Origin of the sequence: Kutzneria chonburiensis, from assembly GCF_028622115.1 — a bacterium.
Classification (GTDB): domain Bacteria; phylum Actinomycetota; class Actinomycetes; order Mycobacteriales; family Pseudonocardiaceae; genus Kutzneria; species Kutzneria chonburiensis.
In genome coordinates, this window is sequence record NZ_CP097263.1 from 8,884,785 (window position 1) to 8,901,992 (window position 17,208).

At 70.0% G+C, this 17,208-nt stretch carries 12 protein-coding genes; 11 read left to right on the top strand and 1 reads right to left on the bottom strand.

Annotated elements, in window-relative coordinates; genetic code table 11:
• The first annotated feature begins 16 nt into the window (after nucleotides 1-16).
• From M3Q35_RS41265 to M3Q35_RS41300, 8 genes are all read left to right on the top strand, one after another.
• A complete protein-coding gene (locus M3Q35_RS41265; protein WP_273938012.1) occupies nucleotides 17-337 on the top strand; it encodes a chorismate mutase family protein in 321 nt (106 codons plus the stop codon).
• Nucleotides 322-2,679, top strand: coding sequence for an aminodeoxychorismate synthase component I (pabB, locus tag M3Q35_RS41270; RefSeq protein WP_273938013.1), 2,358 nt, complete (start codon nucleotides 322-324; stop codon nucleotides 2,677-2,679). The genes M3Q35_RS41265 and pabB overlap by 16 nt, the downstream gene beginning before the upstream one ends.
• Complete coding sequence (locus tag M3Q35_RS41275) at nucleotides 2,676-3,554, top strand: prephenate dehydrogenase/arogenate dehydrogenase family protein (protein ID WP_273938014.1); 879 nt, start codon at nucleotides 2,676-2,678, stop codon at nucleotides 3,552-3,554. Before pabB ends, M3Q35_RS41275 begins: the two co-directional genes overlap by 4 nt.
• Before the next feature lie 23 nt (nucleotides 3,555-3,577).
• Nucleotides 3,578-5,239 carry a class I adenylate-forming enzyme family protein gene (locus M3Q35_RS41280; RefSeq protein ID WP_273938015.1) on the top strand — a complete coding sequence of 554 codons (1,662 nt, stop codon included), beginning with the start codon at nucleotides 3,578-3,580 and terminating at the stop codon, nucleotides 5,237-5,239.
• Between the two features lie 32 nt (nucleotides 5,240-5,271).
• Nucleotides 5,272-6,333: a 3-deoxy-7-phosphoheptulonate synthase gene (gene aroF / locus M3Q35_RS41285; RefSeq protein WP_273938016.1), complete on the top strand. Its 1,062-nt coding sequence runs from the start codon at nucleotides 5,272-5,274 to the stop codon at nucleotides 6,331-6,333.
• A 146-nt stretch (nucleotides 6,334-6,479) separates the two neighbouring features.
• Nucleotides 6,480-8,369 carry a Na+/H+ antiporter NhaA gene (gene nhaA, locus M3Q35_RS41290; RefSeq protein WP_273938017.1) on the top strand — a complete coding sequence of 630 codons (1,890 nt, stop codon included), beginning with the start codon at nucleotides 6,480-6,482 and terminating at the stop codon, nucleotides 8,367-8,369.
• Between the two features lie 31 nt (nucleotides 8,370-8,400).
• Nucleotides 8,401-9,840 (top strand): methionine--tRNA ligase, encoded by a 1,440-nt coding sequence (locus M3Q35_RS41295; protein WP_273938019.1) that lies wholly within the window; start codon nucleotides 8,401-8,403, stop codon nucleotides 9,838-9,840.
• A gap of 10 nt (nucleotides 9,841-9,850) precedes the next feature.
• On the top strand, nucleotides 9,851-10,666 hold the full coding sequence (locus tag M3Q35_RS41300) for a transglutaminase-like domain-containing protein (RefSeq protein WP_273938020.1): 816 nt from the start codon (nucleotides 9,851-9,853) through the stop codon (nucleotides 10,664-10,666).
• 66 nt (nucleotides 10,667-10,732) lie between these two features.
• On the opposite strand, the gene M3Q35_RS41305 is transcribed toward M3Q35_RS41300, so the two are convergent.
• A complete protein-coding gene (locus M3Q35_RS41305; protein WP_273938021.1) occupies nucleotides 10,733-11,323 on the bottom strand; it encodes a dihydrofolate reductase family protein in 591 nt (196 codons plus the stop codon).
• Between the two features lie 133 nt (nucleotides 11,324-11,456).
• Here M3Q35_RS41305 and M3Q35_RS41310 point away from each other — a divergent pair, with 133 nt between their 5' ends.
• The 3 genes from M3Q35_RS41310 to M3Q35_RS41320 all read left to right on the top strand — a co-directional run bounded on the left by M3Q35_RS41310 (nucleotide 11,457) and on the right by M3Q35_RS41320 (nucleotide 17,174).
• The gene (locus M3Q35_RS41310) at nucleotides 11,457-14,441 is read left to right on the top strand and encodes a helix-turn-helix transcriptional regulator (protein ID WP_273938022.1); all 2,985 of its coding nucleotides are present in this window, start codon (nucleotides 11,457-11,459) and stop codon (nucleotides 14,439-14,441) included.
• A 175-nt stretch (nucleotides 14,442-14,616) separates the two neighbouring features.
• Nucleotides 14,617-16,542 carry a sensor histidine kinase gene (locus tag M3Q35_RS41315; RefSeq protein WP_273938023.1) on the top strand — a complete coding sequence of 642 codons (1,926 nt, stop codon included), beginning with the start codon at nucleotides 14,617-14,619 and terminating at the stop codon, nucleotides 16,540-16,542.
• The gene (locus M3Q35_RS41320; protein ID WP_273938024.1) at nucleotides 16,530-17,174 is read left to right on the top strand and encodes a response regulator; all 645 of its coding nucleotides are present in this window, start codon (nucleotides 16,530-16,532) and stop codon (nucleotides 17,172-17,174) included. Before M3Q35_RS41315 ends, M3Q35_RS41320 begins: the two co-directional genes overlap by 13 nt.
• Nucleotides 17,175-17,208 lie beyond the last annotated feature (34 nt).

Below are 17,208 nucleotides of genomic sequence, written 5' to 3' on the forward strand. Positions count from 1 at the left end.
CGAAGGGGCACAACCCATGGATGGGACCGCGGACGCCGAACTGGCCCGGCTGCGCGCCCGACTCGACGGCATCGACGAGCAGTTCCTCGACGTGCTGCGCGACCGGATCTCGGTCTGCGTGGAGATCGCGCACGTCAAGCGGCGGCACGACGTGCCGATGATGCAGCCGCACCGGATCGGCGTGGTGCAGCAGCGTGCCGCCCGCTTCGCGGCGGCCTCCGGGGTCGACGCCGACTTCCTGCGCCGGCTCTACGACCTGGTCATCGCCGAGACCTGCCGCGTGGAGGACGAGGTGATCGGCGCGGCCGAAGGGAAGGCCTCATGCGAACACTCCTGATCGACAACTACGATTCCTTCACCTACAACCTCTACCAGCTGCTCGGCGAGGTCAACGGCACGCCGCCGACCGTGGTGCGCAACGACGTGGAGTGGGCCAAGATCCCGCTGCACATGTTCGACGCCATCGTCGTGTCGCCCGGGCCGGGCAGCCCCGACCGGGCCCGGGACTTCGGTGTCAGCGCCGACGCAATCCTGAACAGCGGTCTACCCGTGTTGGGCGTTTGCCTTGGGCACCAAGGAATCTGCCACCTGTTCGGTGGGCGCGTCACCCACGCCCCGTCGCCGATGCACGGTCGGGTCTCGGCCGTGCGGCACACCGGGGACGGCGTTTTCGCCGGCCTGCCGTCGCCGTTCAACGTCGTGCGCTACCACTCGCTGGCCGTCACCGACCTGCCCGACGACCTCGAAGAGGTCGCCTGGACCGAGGACGGCGTGGTGATGGGCGTGCGGCACAAGACGAAGCCGATCTGGGGAGTGCAATTCCACCCCGAGTCGATCAGCAGCGAGCACGGTCGCGAGCTGCTGGCCAACTTCCGCGAGCTGGCCCTGCGGCACGGGAACAAGACGCAGGGCTATCGGGTGCACGTCCGCACCTTGGACCACGCGCCCGACGCCGAAGCCGCCTACGAGGCGCTATTTTCCCGCGCGCAGCACAGTTTCTGGTTGGATAGCAGCTCGGTGATCGACGGTTTGTCCCGGTTCTCCTTCCTGGGCGACGGTTCCGGCCCGCTGGCCGAGTACCTGACCTACAGAGTGGGTACTCGGTCGGTCACCGTGCACCGGGCCGGCGTTGAGCCGGAGGTCGTCGAGCAGCCGTTCTTCGACTATCTCGACGAGCAGCTGCGGACCCGTTCCGTGCCGAAGCCGCCGGGCCTGCCGTTCGACTTCAACCTCGGCTACGTCGGCTATCTCGGCTACGAGCTGAAGGGCGAGACCGGCGGCTCGGTGGCCTACGCCGCCGCCGAACCGGACGCCGCCCTGCTTTTCGTGGACCGCATGGTGGCCGTAGATCACGTGGAGAACCGGGCTTATCTGCTGTCCTTGACCGAGGACGACCCCTGGCTGGACACCACTTCGGCGTTGTTGCACGACCTGCCCGCGCACCCGGATTCCTTGGCGGACAAGCCGGTGCTGGTGGGCATGACCTCCGCTCCCGCGGCTGGCTTCGTCGAGCTGCGGCACGAGCGGGACGCCTATCTCAAGCGTGTGCACGAATGTCTGGAGGAGATCTACCACGGCGAGTCCTACGAGATCTGTCTGACCAACCAGGTCCGGCTGCACCGGCGCGTCGATCCGTTGACCACCTACCGCGAGCTGCGGCGAATCAGTCCCGTGCCGTACGGCGCGTTGCTCGACTTCCCCGACGTGGCCCTCCTTTCCGCCTCGCCGGAGCGGTTCATGACCATCGGCACCGATCGTGTCGTCGAGTCCAAGCCGATCAAGGGCACCCGTCCGCGCGGCGCAACTCCCGCCGAGGACGCCGAAATCTGTCAGGGCCTGCTCGACAACGAGAAGGACCGCGCGGAGAACCTGATGATCGTCGACCTCATCCGCAACGACCTCAACGTCGTCGCCGAGGTCGGTTCCGTGCACGTGCCCCGCTTGTTCCAGGTCGAGACCTACGCCCCCGTGCACCAGCTCGTCTCCACCATCCGCGGCACCCTCCGACCCGGCGCGTCCATTGTGGACTGTGTCCGTGCCGCCTTCCCCGGCGGTTCCATGACCGGCGCCCCCAAGCTCCGCACCTTGGAGATCATCGACCGCCTCGAGGAGGGCCCTCGCGGCGCCTACTCCGGCACCATCGGTTGGTTTTCCCTCTGCGGCGCAACCGATCTGAACATCGTCATCCGTACCCTCGTCGTCACCCCCGACCAGGTCACCTTCGGCGTCGGCGGCGCCATCATCGCCCTGTCCGACCCGGTCGACGAGTTCGAGGAGACCGTGGTGAAATCCCGCGCCATGGTCACCGCGGTGTTGCACACGACCACCGATTCAGACACCACCGATTCCCTGCTCGACGCCGTCCCCGACGCAACCCTCTTCTTGCCCGATCCGGACCCCGCCCGCCACTCCCCGACCGACACCGACACTGCTCGCCATTCCCAGACCGGCACCGACACTGCTCGCCATTCCCCGGCCGACACCGACACTGCTCGCCATTCCCCGGCCGACACCGACACCGCCCGGCATTCCCCGGCCGACACCGACACCGCCCGGCATTCCCCGGCCGACACCGACACCGCCCGGCTCTCCCCGAGCGACCCCGGCACATCCCGCCCATCCCCGTCCGATTCGCCCGTCGGCACCTTGGTCGACTCTCTGCATGCCGGGGAGTCGTGACACCGCGACCCCGGTGCGTGGTGGTCGGCGGGGCCGGTGCGGTGGGCACGCTCTTCGCTGAGCTGCTCGCCGGCTCGGGCTGGGCAGTGTCCGCAGTGGACAAGCAGTCACGCCCGATTCCCTGTGCCGACAGTGTTTCCGGTGATATTCTCGATCCACAGCCACTGCTGCGCGCTCTTCTGGCCACCGCCGACGTCGTCGTGCTGGCGGTGCCCGAGCCGGTCGCATGCTCCGCGCTGTTGCCCCTCGCCCGGAGCATGCGACCCGGCGCCCTGATCGTGGACACGCTGTCGGTCAAAGGCCCGTTCGCCGCCGAGGTGGCCCGGACCCAGATCGAACAGCAGGTTCTCGGTGTCAACCCGATGTTCGCCCCCAGCCTCGGATTTTTCGGCCGCCCGGTGGCGGTCGTGGAACTCCGGGGCGGGGACCGGGCGACGGCGTTCACCGAGCTGCTGACGTCGTGGGGCGGCCGGGTGATCCGGGTGAGCGCCGATCGGCACGACCGGCTCGCGGCGGCCAGCCAGGCTCTGACCCACGCTGCCGTGCTGGCCTTCGGGTCGGCGCTGGCGGCGCTGGACGTCGGCATCGAGGAGCTCACCGCGATCGCGCCGCCACCGCACCGAACTCTGCTCGCCCTGCTCGCTCGCATCACCACCGGCACGCCCGAGGTGTACTGGGACGTACAGTCCGCCAATTCTCTTGCGCCGCAAGCCCGACGCGCGCTGGCGGCGGCCGCCCGCGACCTGGCCGACCTCGTCGACGCCGGCTCGCCCGAGGATTTCACCGCGCTGCTGGAGGGGTTGCGCGGCTACCTCGGATCGACCGTCTCGCTGCACTCCGCCGCCTGTGCGCGGTCGTTCGACGCCATCCGCTGACTTCAACTCCGTGAGGTGTCTCGATGACCCTGTCCGTTGACACGATCCTGTCGCCGCAACAACGCGCCGCGCTGGCCGCCGACCCGGCCGTCGGCGGCGGCAACCTGCTGCCCTCGGCGATCAAGGCCAATGCCCACCCGGATCAGCCTTTCCTGCACTCGGTCCGCCCGATCACCACCACCGACGGGCAGCCGCAGCACACCTTCACCTTGCTGGAACTGGACCAATTGGTCCAGAGCTGGTCGGTGTTCTACCTGAGCAAGGGCGTGCAGCCGCGCGACCGCGTCGCCGTGCACATCGAGGACTCGTACGCCTACTCGGTGCACTTCCACGCCCTGGCCCAGATCGGCGCCATCGGCGTGCTGATCAACAGTCGGGCCAGCGAGTTCATCGCCCGGTCGCTGCTGGCCCAGACCACTCCGGTCGGCCTGTACGTCGACCGGGAACGCCTCGCCCAGCTGGGTGAGCTGCCCGAGCTGGCCTGGGTCGTCGTCGCCGAGGACGTCCCCGCGCCGCCGGCCGCCGAGCTGGCCCACGCCGACCGTTTCCGGCACGTCGCCGAGGACCCGGTGGTCATCCTGCACTCCTCCGGCACCACGGGCGTGCCCAAGCCGACCATCCACACTCATGAGTCCATCGCCGCCGGGCCCAAGTTCCGGTTGGTGGACCACAAGGAGCGGCCCGGCGCGGTCACGCTGACCGGTCTGCCCCAGTCGCACCTGGGCTGCATCGCGTACAGCACCTACGCCGTGCTCGCCGGCGCCAACACCATCGCCGGCCGTGACTACAGCGGCGCGGATCTGATCGACGCGGTTCTCGAGCACCGGCCGACGGCCGTGATGTCCTTCGCCCACGCCTATTCCGAGATTCCCGCCCTGTCCCTGGAGCCGGGAACCGTTGACTCCGTTGACTTCTGGGTGTCCATCGGCGACGCTGTGCACGAGGCGCACATCCATCACCTGCTGCGCCAGCGATCGTCGGACCGTCCCGAAGCGACCTTCCTGGACCGGCTCGGCACCACCGAGCTCGGCTGGGGCGCGCTGCTCAAGGCCCGGACGTTGAGCACCGAACGCAACGACCGCTGTGCCGGCCAGCCGGTCGGCGTCTCCGAGGTCGCCATCCTGCGCAAGGACGGCTCGTTCGCCGACGCCAACGAGGTCGGCCTGCTGGCCGCCAGGGGCCCGGCGATCACGCCCGGCTACTGGGGCAACTCCGACCTCACGTACCGGTTCCGGCTCGGCGGCTACTGGCTGACCGGCGACAACGCCTACCGCGACGAGCACGGCGACCACTTCCTGGTCGACCGGACCGTGGACGCCATCGAGACCCCGCAGGGCACCGGCTACTCGGTGTTCATGGAGGAGGCGATCCTCTCCGACGTGCCCGACGTCGTCGATATCGCCGTCATCGCCGGCCGGGCCGGTGCCGCGGTGGTGCCGGTCGCCGTCGTGACCGTCCGGGCCGAGGTCGAGGCCGAGAAGCTGTTGCGGCTGGCCAACGAGGCCCTCGCGGCGGCCGGGCACCTCCAGCTCGGGGTGCTCGAGATCGCCGCGGGCGACGAGGACCTGCCCGTCGGTGTCACCGGCAAGGTGCTCAAGCGCCAGCTCCGCGAGAAGTACTCCGATCTTGCCACTTATGTCTCCACCCACACCGGGGCGGCGGTCGCCGTCCAGGGCCAGCTGTAGCGACCGCCTCCGTCAGGGAAGGGATAACCCCCATGTCCAGCACCGTCATGGTCTTCGACACCGCCGTCTCGGACGAGCAGATCCAGGCTTGGCAGCACCACTTCGAGCTGGCCGGCGCCCGCTCCGCCGCGTACCGACTCGGCTCGACGCCCGTGCTCGTCGCCCCGGACGTGCCGCACGACACCGCCGTCTCCGGCTGGCTGCCCCGTCCGATCCGCGAGGTGCCGCTGACCGGCGAGATCCGCCTCCCCGACCGGGCGCTGCGTCCCGAGGGGACCGTGGTGCGGATCGGGCCGGCCACCATCGGCGACGGCACCATCAACGTGTTCGCCGGGCCGTGCGCCGTCGAGACCCGCGAGCAGCTGTTCGCCAGCGCCGACGCCGTCGCCCAATGCGGTGTCGTCGGCCTGCGCGGCGGGGCTTTCAAGCCCCGGACCTCGCCCTACAGCTTCCAGGGCCTGCGTTGGGACGGCCTCGACCTGCTCGCCGAGGCCCGGGAGCGGACCGGCCTGCCCATCGTCACCGAGGTCGTCCAGCCCGACCACGTGGAGCGGGTCGCCGCCACCGCCGACGCCCTCCAGATCGGCGCCCGCAACATGCAGAACTTCTCCCTGCTCACCGCGGCCGGCCAGGCCGGCATCCCGGTCGTGCTCAAGCGCGGCTTCGGCGTCACCATCGACGAGACCCTCGGCGCCGCGGAGTACCTGCTCAACGCCGGCAACGACCAGGTCGTCATCTGCGAGCGCGGCATCCGCACCTTCGAGACCGCCACCCGCTTCACCCTCGACCTGTCCGCGGTCGCCGTCTTCAAGCAGCGTTCCCACCTGCCGGTCATGGTCGATCCCAGCCACGCCGCCGGCATCCCCTCCCTGGTCGAGCCGCTCACCCTGGCCGCCGCCGCGGTCGGCGCCGACGCCCTGCTCATTGACGTGCACATCCGTCCCGAGCAGGCTCTGTGCGACGGCAAGCAGGCCATGCTGCCGACCGACTTCGCCCAGCTCATGGGCAAGCTGGAGATGCTGGCCATGGGCATCGGCCGCAAGATGGGCAACGTCGCCCGAGCCGACATCGGCGAGCTGCTGGCGCAGGTCTGACCCGCCGCCCCCAATGTCACATGCGCGTCATACTTGCCTCCCAGCGGCACATCCGGACCGCATGTGACAAAAGGGGTGGCGTTGACCTGCTGGAATGCGTGCGCGATCGGGCACGCGGGCTCGCTCACTCGGTAAACTTCGCCTCCGTGAGCGAGCCCACCCGGCAGCGGACCCTGTGGCAGCGCGGCATCGCCGCACCGATCCGGGCGTTCCTGCGCACCGAGTCGGCCAGCGCCGGCGTGCTGGTCGCGGCGATCGTGGCGGCGCTGCTGTGGTCCAACGTGGACACCGGCTCCTACGAGGCGTTCTGGCGGACCACGCTGTCGGTGCGGCTGAGCGGCGCGGAGGTCTCGGCCGACCTTCGCGAGTGGGTGAACAGCGGCCTGATGACGCTGTTCTTCCTGGTCGTCGGCCTGGAGGCGCGCCGGGAGTTCGACCTCGGCGACTTCCGCGACCGGCGCCGCTTCCTGCTGCCGTTCAGCGCCGGCCTGGTCGGCCTGGCCCTGCCCGCACTGATCTACACCGTGGTCAACCTCGGCGGCCCCGGCGCCCACGGCTGGGGCGTGGCGATGTCCACCGACACGGCCCTGGCCCTCGGCCTGCTCACGCTGCTCGGCCGCGGTGTCCCGGACCGCGTGCGAGTCTTCCTGCTCACGGTGTTCGTCGTTGATGACCTCGTTTCCCTGTTGGTGATCGCGATCGCCTACAGCGAGCAGATCAGCGTCCTGCCGCTGATCGTCTCGGTACTCGTGTTCGCCGTGCTGGTCGTCCTGCGCGTGATCGGCGTACGCAGCGGCGTCGTGCATGCGCTGCTCGGCGTGATCTCCTGGCTGGCTCTGCTGGAGAGCGGCGTCGACCCGGTCGTGGTCGGGCTCGGCGTCGGCCTGGCCACCTCGGCCTACACCCCGGCCCGCGACGACCTGGAACGGGCCACCGGCCTGTTCCGGCTGTTCCGCGAGCAGCCGACGGCCGAACTGGCCCGTGAGGCCACCGCCGGGCTGAACCGAAGCCTGTCGCCCAACTCCCGGCTGCAGAACATGTTCCACCCGTGGACCAGCTACGTCATCGTGCCGCTGTTCGGCCTGGCCAACGCCGGCGTGGCCATCGACGGCGGCTTCCTGGTCCGGGCCTACACCTCGCCGGTGACTCTCGGCATCATCCTCGGCTACGTCGTCGGCAAGCCCGTCGCCGTCGTCGGCACCACGTGGCTGATCACCCGGCTCAGCCACGGCCGGATCCGGCCGCCGGTCGGCTGGCTGGCCGTCGCCGGCAGCGGCACCATCGCCGGCATCGGCTTCACGGTGTCACTGCTCATCGCCACGCTTGCCTTGCGGGGCCAGGAACTCGACCAGGCCAAGGTCGGCGTGCTGTCAGCGGTTCTCCTCTCGTCCGGTGTCACATGGGCCGTCTACCACACGACCCGCTACCTCTCACCCAAGAAGAAGGCCCTGGCGCTGCTCGGCACCTCCGAGCAGCTCATCGACCTCGTTGACGAGGTCGACCCGGACCGCGACCACATCCGCGGTCCGGCGAACGCCTCCGTCACCGTCGTCGAGTACGGCGACTTCGAGTGCCCCTACTGCGGTCTCGCCGAGCCCGTCGTCCGCGACCTGCTCGCCGACACCGATCTTCGCTACGTCTGGCGTCACCTCCCGCTGACCGATGTCCATCCCCGGGCCCAACTCGCCGCCGAGGCGGCCGAGGCCGCGGCGGCGCAGGGCGCCTTCTGGCCCATGCACGACCTGCTCATGCAGCGCCAGGACAATCTCCGTATCGTCGATCTCCTTTCCTACGCCGAGGAACTCGGCCTCGACCGCGAGCGTTTCCACGACGACCTCAAACGACACCAGCACGAGGCCCGCATCGCCCAGGACGTCCAGTCGGCCGACCTCAGCGGCGTCTCCGGCACGCCCACCTTCTTCATCAACGGCCAGCGCCACTACGGCTCGTTCGACCTCGAAACCCTCACCGCCGCGGTGAAGACGGCCAGGGCCCGCGCGGTCATCGAGCGCCACCAGGCCGCCCGCAGCGCGTAAACCGATTGCCCCCACTGCCTAGCCTCAACGCATGGGGCGGACAGTGGTGACGACGTCGATCCCGTACGTGAACGGGTCGCCGCACATCGGTCACGCGCTGGAGCTGGTGCAGGCGGATGTTCTTGCGCGGCACCGGAGACAGCGCGGCGACGAGGTGTGGTCGCAGACGGGGACGGACGACAACGCGCTGAAGAACGTGCGCAGCGCGGAGGCGGAGGGCATCCCGGTCGCGGACTACGTCGCCCGCATGGCGGACCGCTTCGTGGCGTTGAACGAGGCGCTGGACCTGTCCTTCGACGACTTCGTGCGCACCAGCACCGATCCTCGCCACCGACCCGCCGTCGAACGGCTGTGGCGGGCCTGTGAACGCAGCGGCGATCTGTATCGGAAGTCGTACACGGGACTGTACTGCGTTGGCTGCGAGGCGTTCGTCGACGGCGACTGCGCGGAGCACGAGGAGAAACCGGAACTGGTATCGGAGGACAACTGGTTCTTCCGGCTCAGCCGCTACCGGGACCGGCTGGCCGAGCTGATCGAGGCCGATGCCGTCGAGATCGTGCCGGCGACCCGGAAGCGAGAGGTGCTCGCCTTCCTGGCCGGCGGGCTCGACGACTTCAGCGTCAGCAGAAGTGTTGCCCGTGCTCGTGGTTGGGGGATTCCGGTGCCCGGCGACCCGGGCCAGGTGATCTACGTCTGGTTCGACGCCCTCGTCAACTACCTCACCGGTGCCGGTGATCGTTGGCCTGACAGCGAACGCGTCCATGTGATCGGCAAGGGCATCATTCGCTTCCACGCCGTCTACTGGCCATCCATGCTCCTCTCGGCCGGTCTTGAGTTGCCGTCCCGGTTGCTGGTGCACGAGTACCTTACCGCGAACGGGCGCAAGATCGGGAAGTCGCTCGGCGGGACGCCCGATCCCCTATATATAGCAACGCAAGTCGGGGTCGACGCGCTGCGCTGGTGGCTGCTGGCGGACGTCGCAAGGACCGGCGACACCGACTACTCGGAGGACCGGCTGGCGGCCCGGTTCAACGAGGACCTGGCCAACAATCTCGGCAACCTGGTCAACCGTACGGTGTCGATGGTGCGGAAGTATCGGGACGGCGTGGTTCCCTTGGTACAGGAGCAGAATTTGCCGGCGGAGACGCTGAGACGGGCTCGAGCCGAGGCGGCCGGGACGATCGACAGCGCGCTCCGGGACTTCGACTTCCGGCGCGCGGTCGAGGCGGTGACACGCGTCGGCGACGAGGCCAACCGGTACGTGCACGCGACAAAACCTTGGCAGCTCAAGGAAAAGCCGGCTGAGCTGGACGGCGTGCTGGCGGAGTTGGTTGCGGCCTGCCGGGACATCGCCGAGCACCTGACGCCGTTCCTGCCGGCGGCGGCCCGGCGCATCTCCGAGCAGTGCGGCGGCGAGATTCTGCCGGCGCCGAGCCCCGTGTTCCCGAGAACTGTCAGACCCGTTCCCTAGCATTCGACGCATGGACATCGACTACGCCACACCAGGTGTGTTCACCGCCGTGGCGTCGGAGCAGGTCCCGCTGACCAAGGGCCTGCCCGACGATCCGATCGGCATCTGCGCGGCGGTGCAGCACCTGTTCATCCAGCCGACGGACGCGCCGGCCGCCGGCGTGCCGGAGAAATGCCTGGCCGAGCGGAACATCCGCCCGGCCACTGACCTCATCGACGCGTTGACAGCGATCGACCCGGCACCGCTGGACGTGCCGCGGCCGCCGGACCGACGTGTGGTCGGCACCTGTCGACACTGGTCGACGCTGGCGACGGCGCTATTACGGCAGCGGGGCATTCCGGCTCGGGCCCGCTGCGGCTTCGGCACGTATTTCGTGGCTGGCAAGAACCTTGACCACTGGATCGTCGAGTTCCGACGGGACGACCGGTGGGTGCGCGTTGACGTCGAGCACCTGCACCGGCCGTACGTCCCCCAATCGGACGACCTGCCGCCGGGCGCGTTCCTGACCGGCGGCGAGGCCTGGCAGTGGTATCGCACGGGCGAGGTGGACGGCAGCCTGTTCGGCGTCCATGGTGTCGACTTCGCTTGGGGCGTAGGGGAGATCCGCGGCAACCTGATCCGCGACCTGGCCTCGTTGATGAAGATCGAGACGCTGCCCTGGGACGAGTGGGGGCGCATGGAGGACTCCTACCAGGGCCGCACCGGCGACGAGTTCGACCAGCTCATGGATCGGATCGCCGCCGCGTGCGCGGGCGACGACCCGGCGGCCGTCAAGGCCGCGTACCAGATCGAGGACCTTCGCGTTCCTGAGGAGTTGATGCGATAACCATTGGGGGACAAGTGAATATGGGCCGGCGGACCGGACACCCCGGCCGGTCCGCCGACGTGCGGATCAGCGCCGGACCCGGTACGTGAGGTGGGTGACGCCCTGGCCCTCGACCACGGTCGGGCCGTCCAGCTGCACCGGGCCCTTGGCCAGCTCGCCGAAGAACGGGATGCCCTGGCCCAGCAGCACCGGCACCAGGTCGACCTGCACGGCGTCGAGCAGCCCGGCGTCCAGGCACTGCTGGACGACGGTCGGGCTGGCCACGGCCACGTTCTTGTCGCCGGCGGCGGCCTTGGCCTTGGCCACGGCGCTCTCGATGCCGTCGGTGACGAAGGTGAACGGGGCCTCGGGGTGGGCCCAGTCGGTCGGCTCCTGGTGGGTCACGATGAACACCGGCACGCCCATCGGGTGCTGGCCGTTCCAGCCGCTGGCCAGGTCGAACAGCCGCCGGCCGCCGATCAGGGCGCCGATGGTGGCCAGGCCGTGCCGCAGCACGCCGGCGCTGGCCTCGGAGGTGCGGAAGGTGGCCCATTCGACGGCGGTCGGCACGGCCACGTCGCCGCTGCCGTACCAGCCGAAGACCTGCTCGATGCCGTCATTGGTGTCGGCGACGAAACCGTCGAGCGACATGGACATGTTGGCGATGACCTCGGACATCTCGTGCTCCCTGAGTCGGTGTCGTTGTTGCTGGTCAAAGCCTCGCCGAGCAACGTGGCCGATAGATCTGCCAGGTGGCCGACATGGCCGACACGGGTGGCTGATATCGCCGCGCCTGGCAGGATGACCAGGCATGTCCGTGACGTACCTGGTCGCCGATCTCGATCCGCTCGGCGCGGCCGGTCCGAACGACCCGGCGCAGGCGACGCGAAAGCGGCTGGAGCTCCTGCTGGACGCCACCAACGGCGCTTTCGTGGCAGCGGCAGCGGCCGTCGAGGCGGCTGCTGAGCTGCGCCGGGCCTTCGCCGAGGAGGACGAGCCGCAAGCCGGGCGGCTGCGCGTCGCGCTGCACACCGGTGACGAGGGCGAGCCGACGATCCGCCGGGCCCGGCGCCTGTGCGAGATCGCCAACGGCGGCCAGACGCTGCTCACCGCGGCCACCGCCGCCGGCCTGCACCGGATGCGGCTTCACGACCTCGGCGTGCACCGACTGCGGGATCTCCTGTCCCCGATCCGCCTGTACGCGATCGACGACGACACCCCGCCGCGCTCGCTCGACCAGGTGCCGAACAACCTGCCGGTGCAGTTCACCAGCTTCGTCGGCCGGCAGGCCGAGCTGTCCGCGCTGCGCACCCTGTTGCTCGGCGAACGCCTGGTCACGCTGGCCGGACCGGGCGGCAGCGGCAAGACCCGGCTCGCCGCGCAGCTGGCCGCCAACCACTCGGAGTTCTGGCCCCAGGGCGCCTGGTGGGCGGACCTGTCCGAGCTCACCGACCCGGCGCTGGTCGCCGACGCGGTGGCCGACGCCGTCGGTGCCCTGGTCGGCTCCGGCCGCCTCGCGCCGCAGCTGCGCACCAGCCGGCTGATGCTCGCCCTGGACAACTGCGAGCAGGTGCTGGACGGCGTCGCCGACCTGGCCGCCGAGCTGCTTCGCAGCTGTCCCGAGGTGACGGTGCTGGCCACCAGCCGCGAGCCGCTGGGCATCCCCGGCGAAGTCGTCTGGCGGGTGCCGCCGATCGCTGCCGACGAGGCCCAGGCCCTGTTCGTCGAACGGGCCCGGCTGGTCGTGCCGGGGTTCGAGCCGGACGAGGCGAGCCGCGCGGCCGTGGCTTCGATGTGCGAGCGCCTCGACGGCATGCCGCTGGCCCTGGAGCTGGCCGCCGCGTGGCTGCGCACGCTCACCCCGCAGCAGATCAACGACGGCCTCGACGACCGGTTTTCCCTGCTCACGAGGGGTCCACGCGGCGTAGCGAGCCGGCAGCAAACGCTTGCGGCCTCCGTGCAGTGGAGCCACGACCTGCTCGACGACACCGAACGCACGGTGTTGCGCCGCCTCGCGGTCTTCCACGGCGGATTCACCCTCGACGCCGCTCGGGCCGTCGCCGATCGGGACGTTCTCATCACGCTGGCCGGACTTGTCGACAAATCGCTCGTCGTCGCCGAGGACGGCCGCTACCGCCTGCTGGAGACGATCCGCGAGTACGCGTCGGACCGGCTGGAGGAGGCCGGTGAGGAGGAGGCGACGCGCGACCGGCATCTCGACCATTTCCTGGCCTACGTGACCGAGGATTCCTCGCCGGACAAGGATTCCTGGCGGATCCGGATGCGAGTCGAGTACGGCAACCTGCGTGCCGCCCTGGAGTGGGGGCTGACCGCCGCGGACCCGGCCAAGGGGCGTCGGCTCGCGGCCGGGCTGCCGTGGCTGTGGCACCTGCACGGTCCCGGCCACGAGGGCATCGATTTCCTGCGCCGGGCCGTGGATCGGGACCCCGCGGACACCTCGCCGCTACAGTCCCGGCTGCTCACCGGGATAGCACTGGTCACCGACGTCGCCGGGCCGGTCGACCTGGGCTATGACGTGCTGGACCGGGCGCTGAAGTTCGCCGCCGACGAGCGTGACCGCGGGCTGCCGCTGGTGTTGCAGGGCGTCGGCCGGATCTTCGGCGACCTGGACGGCGCGTGGCGACAGAGCCTGGCCGCGCTGGCGTCGGCCGAGATCTCCGATGACGAGTTCGTCCGGGATTCCTCCCTTGCGCTGCAAGGAATTGTGCTGCACCTACGGGACGATCACGAGCAGGCTGTGCCGCTGCTGGCCAGCTCGTCCGCCGAACTGCTGCGCCGTGGCGACCGGGGCGTCGCCGCGACCGCACTCTGTTTTCGCGCCATGAGCGCGTTGCTGACCGGCGAGCTCGACCTGGCCCGGGACGTCGCCGAGGAAGCCGTGCGGATCGCTGCGCCACTGGGCGACTACAACCGGGTCGGCACCACGCGCAGCATGCTCGCGACCGTGCACAGCTGCACCGGCGACACCGACGCCGGCCTGGCGCTGATGGAGCCGGTCCTCACGCTGGTCCGCAACGCCGACCGGCCCGTGGTCGTGCCCGGCATGGCCGTCGCGATGGGCAGCCTGCACCTCGCCCGGTCCGAGTTCGCCGAGGCCGAACCCTGGCTTCGCGAGGCGGCCGCGCCGACTGAGCACGTGTCCTGCATCGCCGTGCAGTCGCTGCCGCCGCTGGCCGCCGCGCTCATCGGCCTCGACCGTCGCGACGAGGCCAAAGCGCTGCTCGACCGGGCCGTCACCATGGCCGGCGAGCTGCGCATGCACCGTGTCCTGGCCGACGCCTACGAGCAGCAAGGCTTCCTCAGCGGCGACCCCGACCTGCACCACCAGGCCCTTGCCATTCGTGTCACCCACGGCCTTCGGCTCGCCTGCGTGGACAGTCTTGACGCGATCGGCGGGCTCATCGGCGCCGATCACGTCCTCGCCTCGGCCACCGCCCTCCGCGAGCGCATGGGGTATCCAAGGCGTGCTCCTGTTGCGCCACACGCCACCAACTCCACACTCATGGCACTCGACGAGGCCGTGGAGTATCTCCGTCGCACCCGAGGCCCCAGGTCGAGGCCCTCCTCCGGCTGGCACAGCCTCACCCCGACCGAGCTCAGCGTGGCCAGGCTCGTGGTGGAGGGCCTCAACAACCCGGACATCGCCGCGAGGCTGTTCATGAGCCGGGGAACCGTGAAGACGCACCTGTCGCACATCTTCACCAAGCTCGGCGTGGGCAACCGCACCGAGCTCGCCACGGTCGCGGCCGGCCGGTTGGCCGGCGGCAACCAGTGACAAGCGTCAGGCCACGATGCCGAATGAGAGCTTCATGCGGTTTCCTTTGCGCTAGGCGATGACTGCGCACCACGATGGCCATCGCCGCCGGGGCGCGTCATCGTGGCGGGCACGGAAGGTGCCTCTCCGTACTGGCACGGATGTGCTCGGCGGCTGAGGGCCCTACAGTGAGCCGGTGCTGGGGGTTCGAGGGCTGGCGACGGTATTGGCGCTGGTAGCCGGGGTGATGGTGATGGCCGCCGCGGCTGTGCTCGCGCGGTCGCCGGATGCGGCGGACATCGCCTCCGCGACTGTCGATGTCGTCATTGCGCTCCCGGCGGTCGTCCTTGGCCTGGTGGTGGCACGCCGGCGGCCGAACCAGATGGTCGGTGCCCTGCTGGTGGGAATGGGATTGGCCCCGTGCGTCGTGGTGCTGCTGGACGCGGTGGCCAGGACTTCCGCGCGCGTGCCCGATGTGGTTCCCGGCGCCGGTCTGCTCGCTGCGCTGGACAACGGCGTGTGGATGCTGTGGTACCTGCCTGTCGCGTTGCTCGCGCTGTACTTCCCGGATGGCTCGTTGTCGTCCCGACGATGGCGACTGGTCGCGATCGGGCTGCCGGTGGTGGCGGTGGCGTTCGAGATCCGCGAAGCGATCGACACCAGGGATGATCCGGACGCCTTCGTCCTGGCCCTGTTGGCCGCTTTCCTTGGGCTGCTGGTCGCTGCGGCGACCGCGCTCGTGCGTCGCTACCGCCAGGCCGACGCCGTACGCGGGGCACAGCTGGCCTGGATCGCGCTGGCCATGATGTTCCTGCCGATCACGTTGCTGCTGTGCTGGTCGAGCTACCTGTTCCTCGGCCGGGCGGACCTGGTGCTGATCGGCTTGGTGCTGACCTACCTCGCGATTCCCGCCGCCACCACGATCGCGATGCTCCGCCACGGGCTCTACGACTCGCGGCGGGCCCTGTCCACGACGGTCGCCTACACCGTCGTGACGGCCGGTCTGCTCGGGGTTTTCGCCGCCACGTCCGCGTTGAGCGGTGTCCTCGCCGGTCGCGATTCCGTGGTGGCGGCGGCAATCGTCACCGCGGCCAGCGTGTTGGCGCTGGCTCCGGTGCGGCAGCGGGTGCAGCGGGTGGTGGACCGCCGGCTCTATCCCGCCCGCCGGGCCGCATTGGCCGCTCTGGACGTTCTGCGTCAACAAGTCCACATCGGACAGTCGGTGCCCGAGCATGTCGAAACCGTGCTGGGCGAAGCATTGCGGGACTCGTCGCTGCGCGTCGGCTACCGCCTGCCCGGCCGTGACGATCTTGTCGACGCGAACGGTGTCGCGCTGCCGGCCGTCACCGGGCACGAGTCGGTGCCGATCCGGGTCGGGGACGTCGAGATCGGCGTTTTGCGTTGGCACGGCGGCAGTTCCCGCGAGCTGCTGCGCGAGCTGGCCGCCGCCTGCGCCCTGCTGGTCGAGCTGGTCCGGCTGCGTATCGAACTCGGGCAGGCGTTGCGGAACGTGGAGGCCAGTCGCGGCCGTCTGCAACACGTCAGCTACCAGGAACGCCGTCGGCTCGAACGCGACCTGCACGACGGCGCGCAACAGCGCCTCGTGACGCTGGGCATGGCGTTAAGGTTGGCACAGCGTCAATTGCGGGCCGGATCGGTCGACGTGGACGGGCTGTTGGACCACGGTGTGGCGGAGCTCGGCACTGCCGTCGCCGAGCTGCGCCAGCTCGCTCACGGTCTGCGGCCGAGCAGCCTCGACGACGGCCTCGGACCGGCCCTGGCCGGGTTGACCAGCACCATGCCCATGTCGGTGGTACTCGACGTGCATCCCGGCGAGCTGCCGGAGGATGTCGTCACGACCGCCTACTACGTGGTCGCCGAGTCGATCACCAATGCCGCCAAGCATGCCCAGGCCGAGCGGGTCCGAGTGCACGTCGAGCGGTGTGATGATCAGCTGCGGGTGGCGGTGACCGACGACGGCATCGGCGGGGCTGCCTTCAACGACGGCACCGGGCTGACCGGCCTGAGTGACCGGGTCGCGGCCACCGGCGGCACGCTCCGCGTGCACAGTCCGGCCGGTGCCGGCACGCAGGTCGAGGCGGTGCTGCCGTGCGCATCGTGATCGGCGAGGATTCCGTGCTGTTCCGCGAAGGACTGGCCCGGCTGCTCGAGGACGCGGGGCACGAGATCGTGGCCAAGGCCGGCGATGCCTCGGCGGTGCTGCGTGCTGTGCACGAAACCGAACCGGACCTGGCGATCATCGACATCCGCATGCCGCCCGACCACACCGACGACGGCGCCCGCGTCGCCCGGCAGGTGCGCGCCGACTTCCCGGAACTGGGCATTGTCCTGCTCTCCCAACACGTGGAGAGCCGGCATTCCGTCGAACTGGTGGCCAGCGGCCGTTTCGGCTACCTGCTCAAGGACCGGGTGCTCGACGTCGACGACTTCCTCGACGCGCTGCGCCGGGTCCGGGCCGGCGGGTCGGCGCTCGACCCGGACGTGGTCACGCGGCTGATCGGTGGCCGCCCGCCGGCGGAGCTGACACCTCGCGAACGTGACGTGCTCGCGCTGATGGCCGAAGGCCGCACCAACTCGGCCATCGCTCGGCGGCTGTGCCTGACGGCGCGGACGGTCGAGAGCCACGTGGCCAACATCCTGGCAAAACTTGATCTTCCGGTCAGCGACGACGACCACCGGCGGGTGCTGGCCGTGCTGGCCTATCTCGGCCGTCCGGTGATCGGGCCGCGGTGATCGGGTTAGGGTTGCTCGCCACCGTGCCGTCACA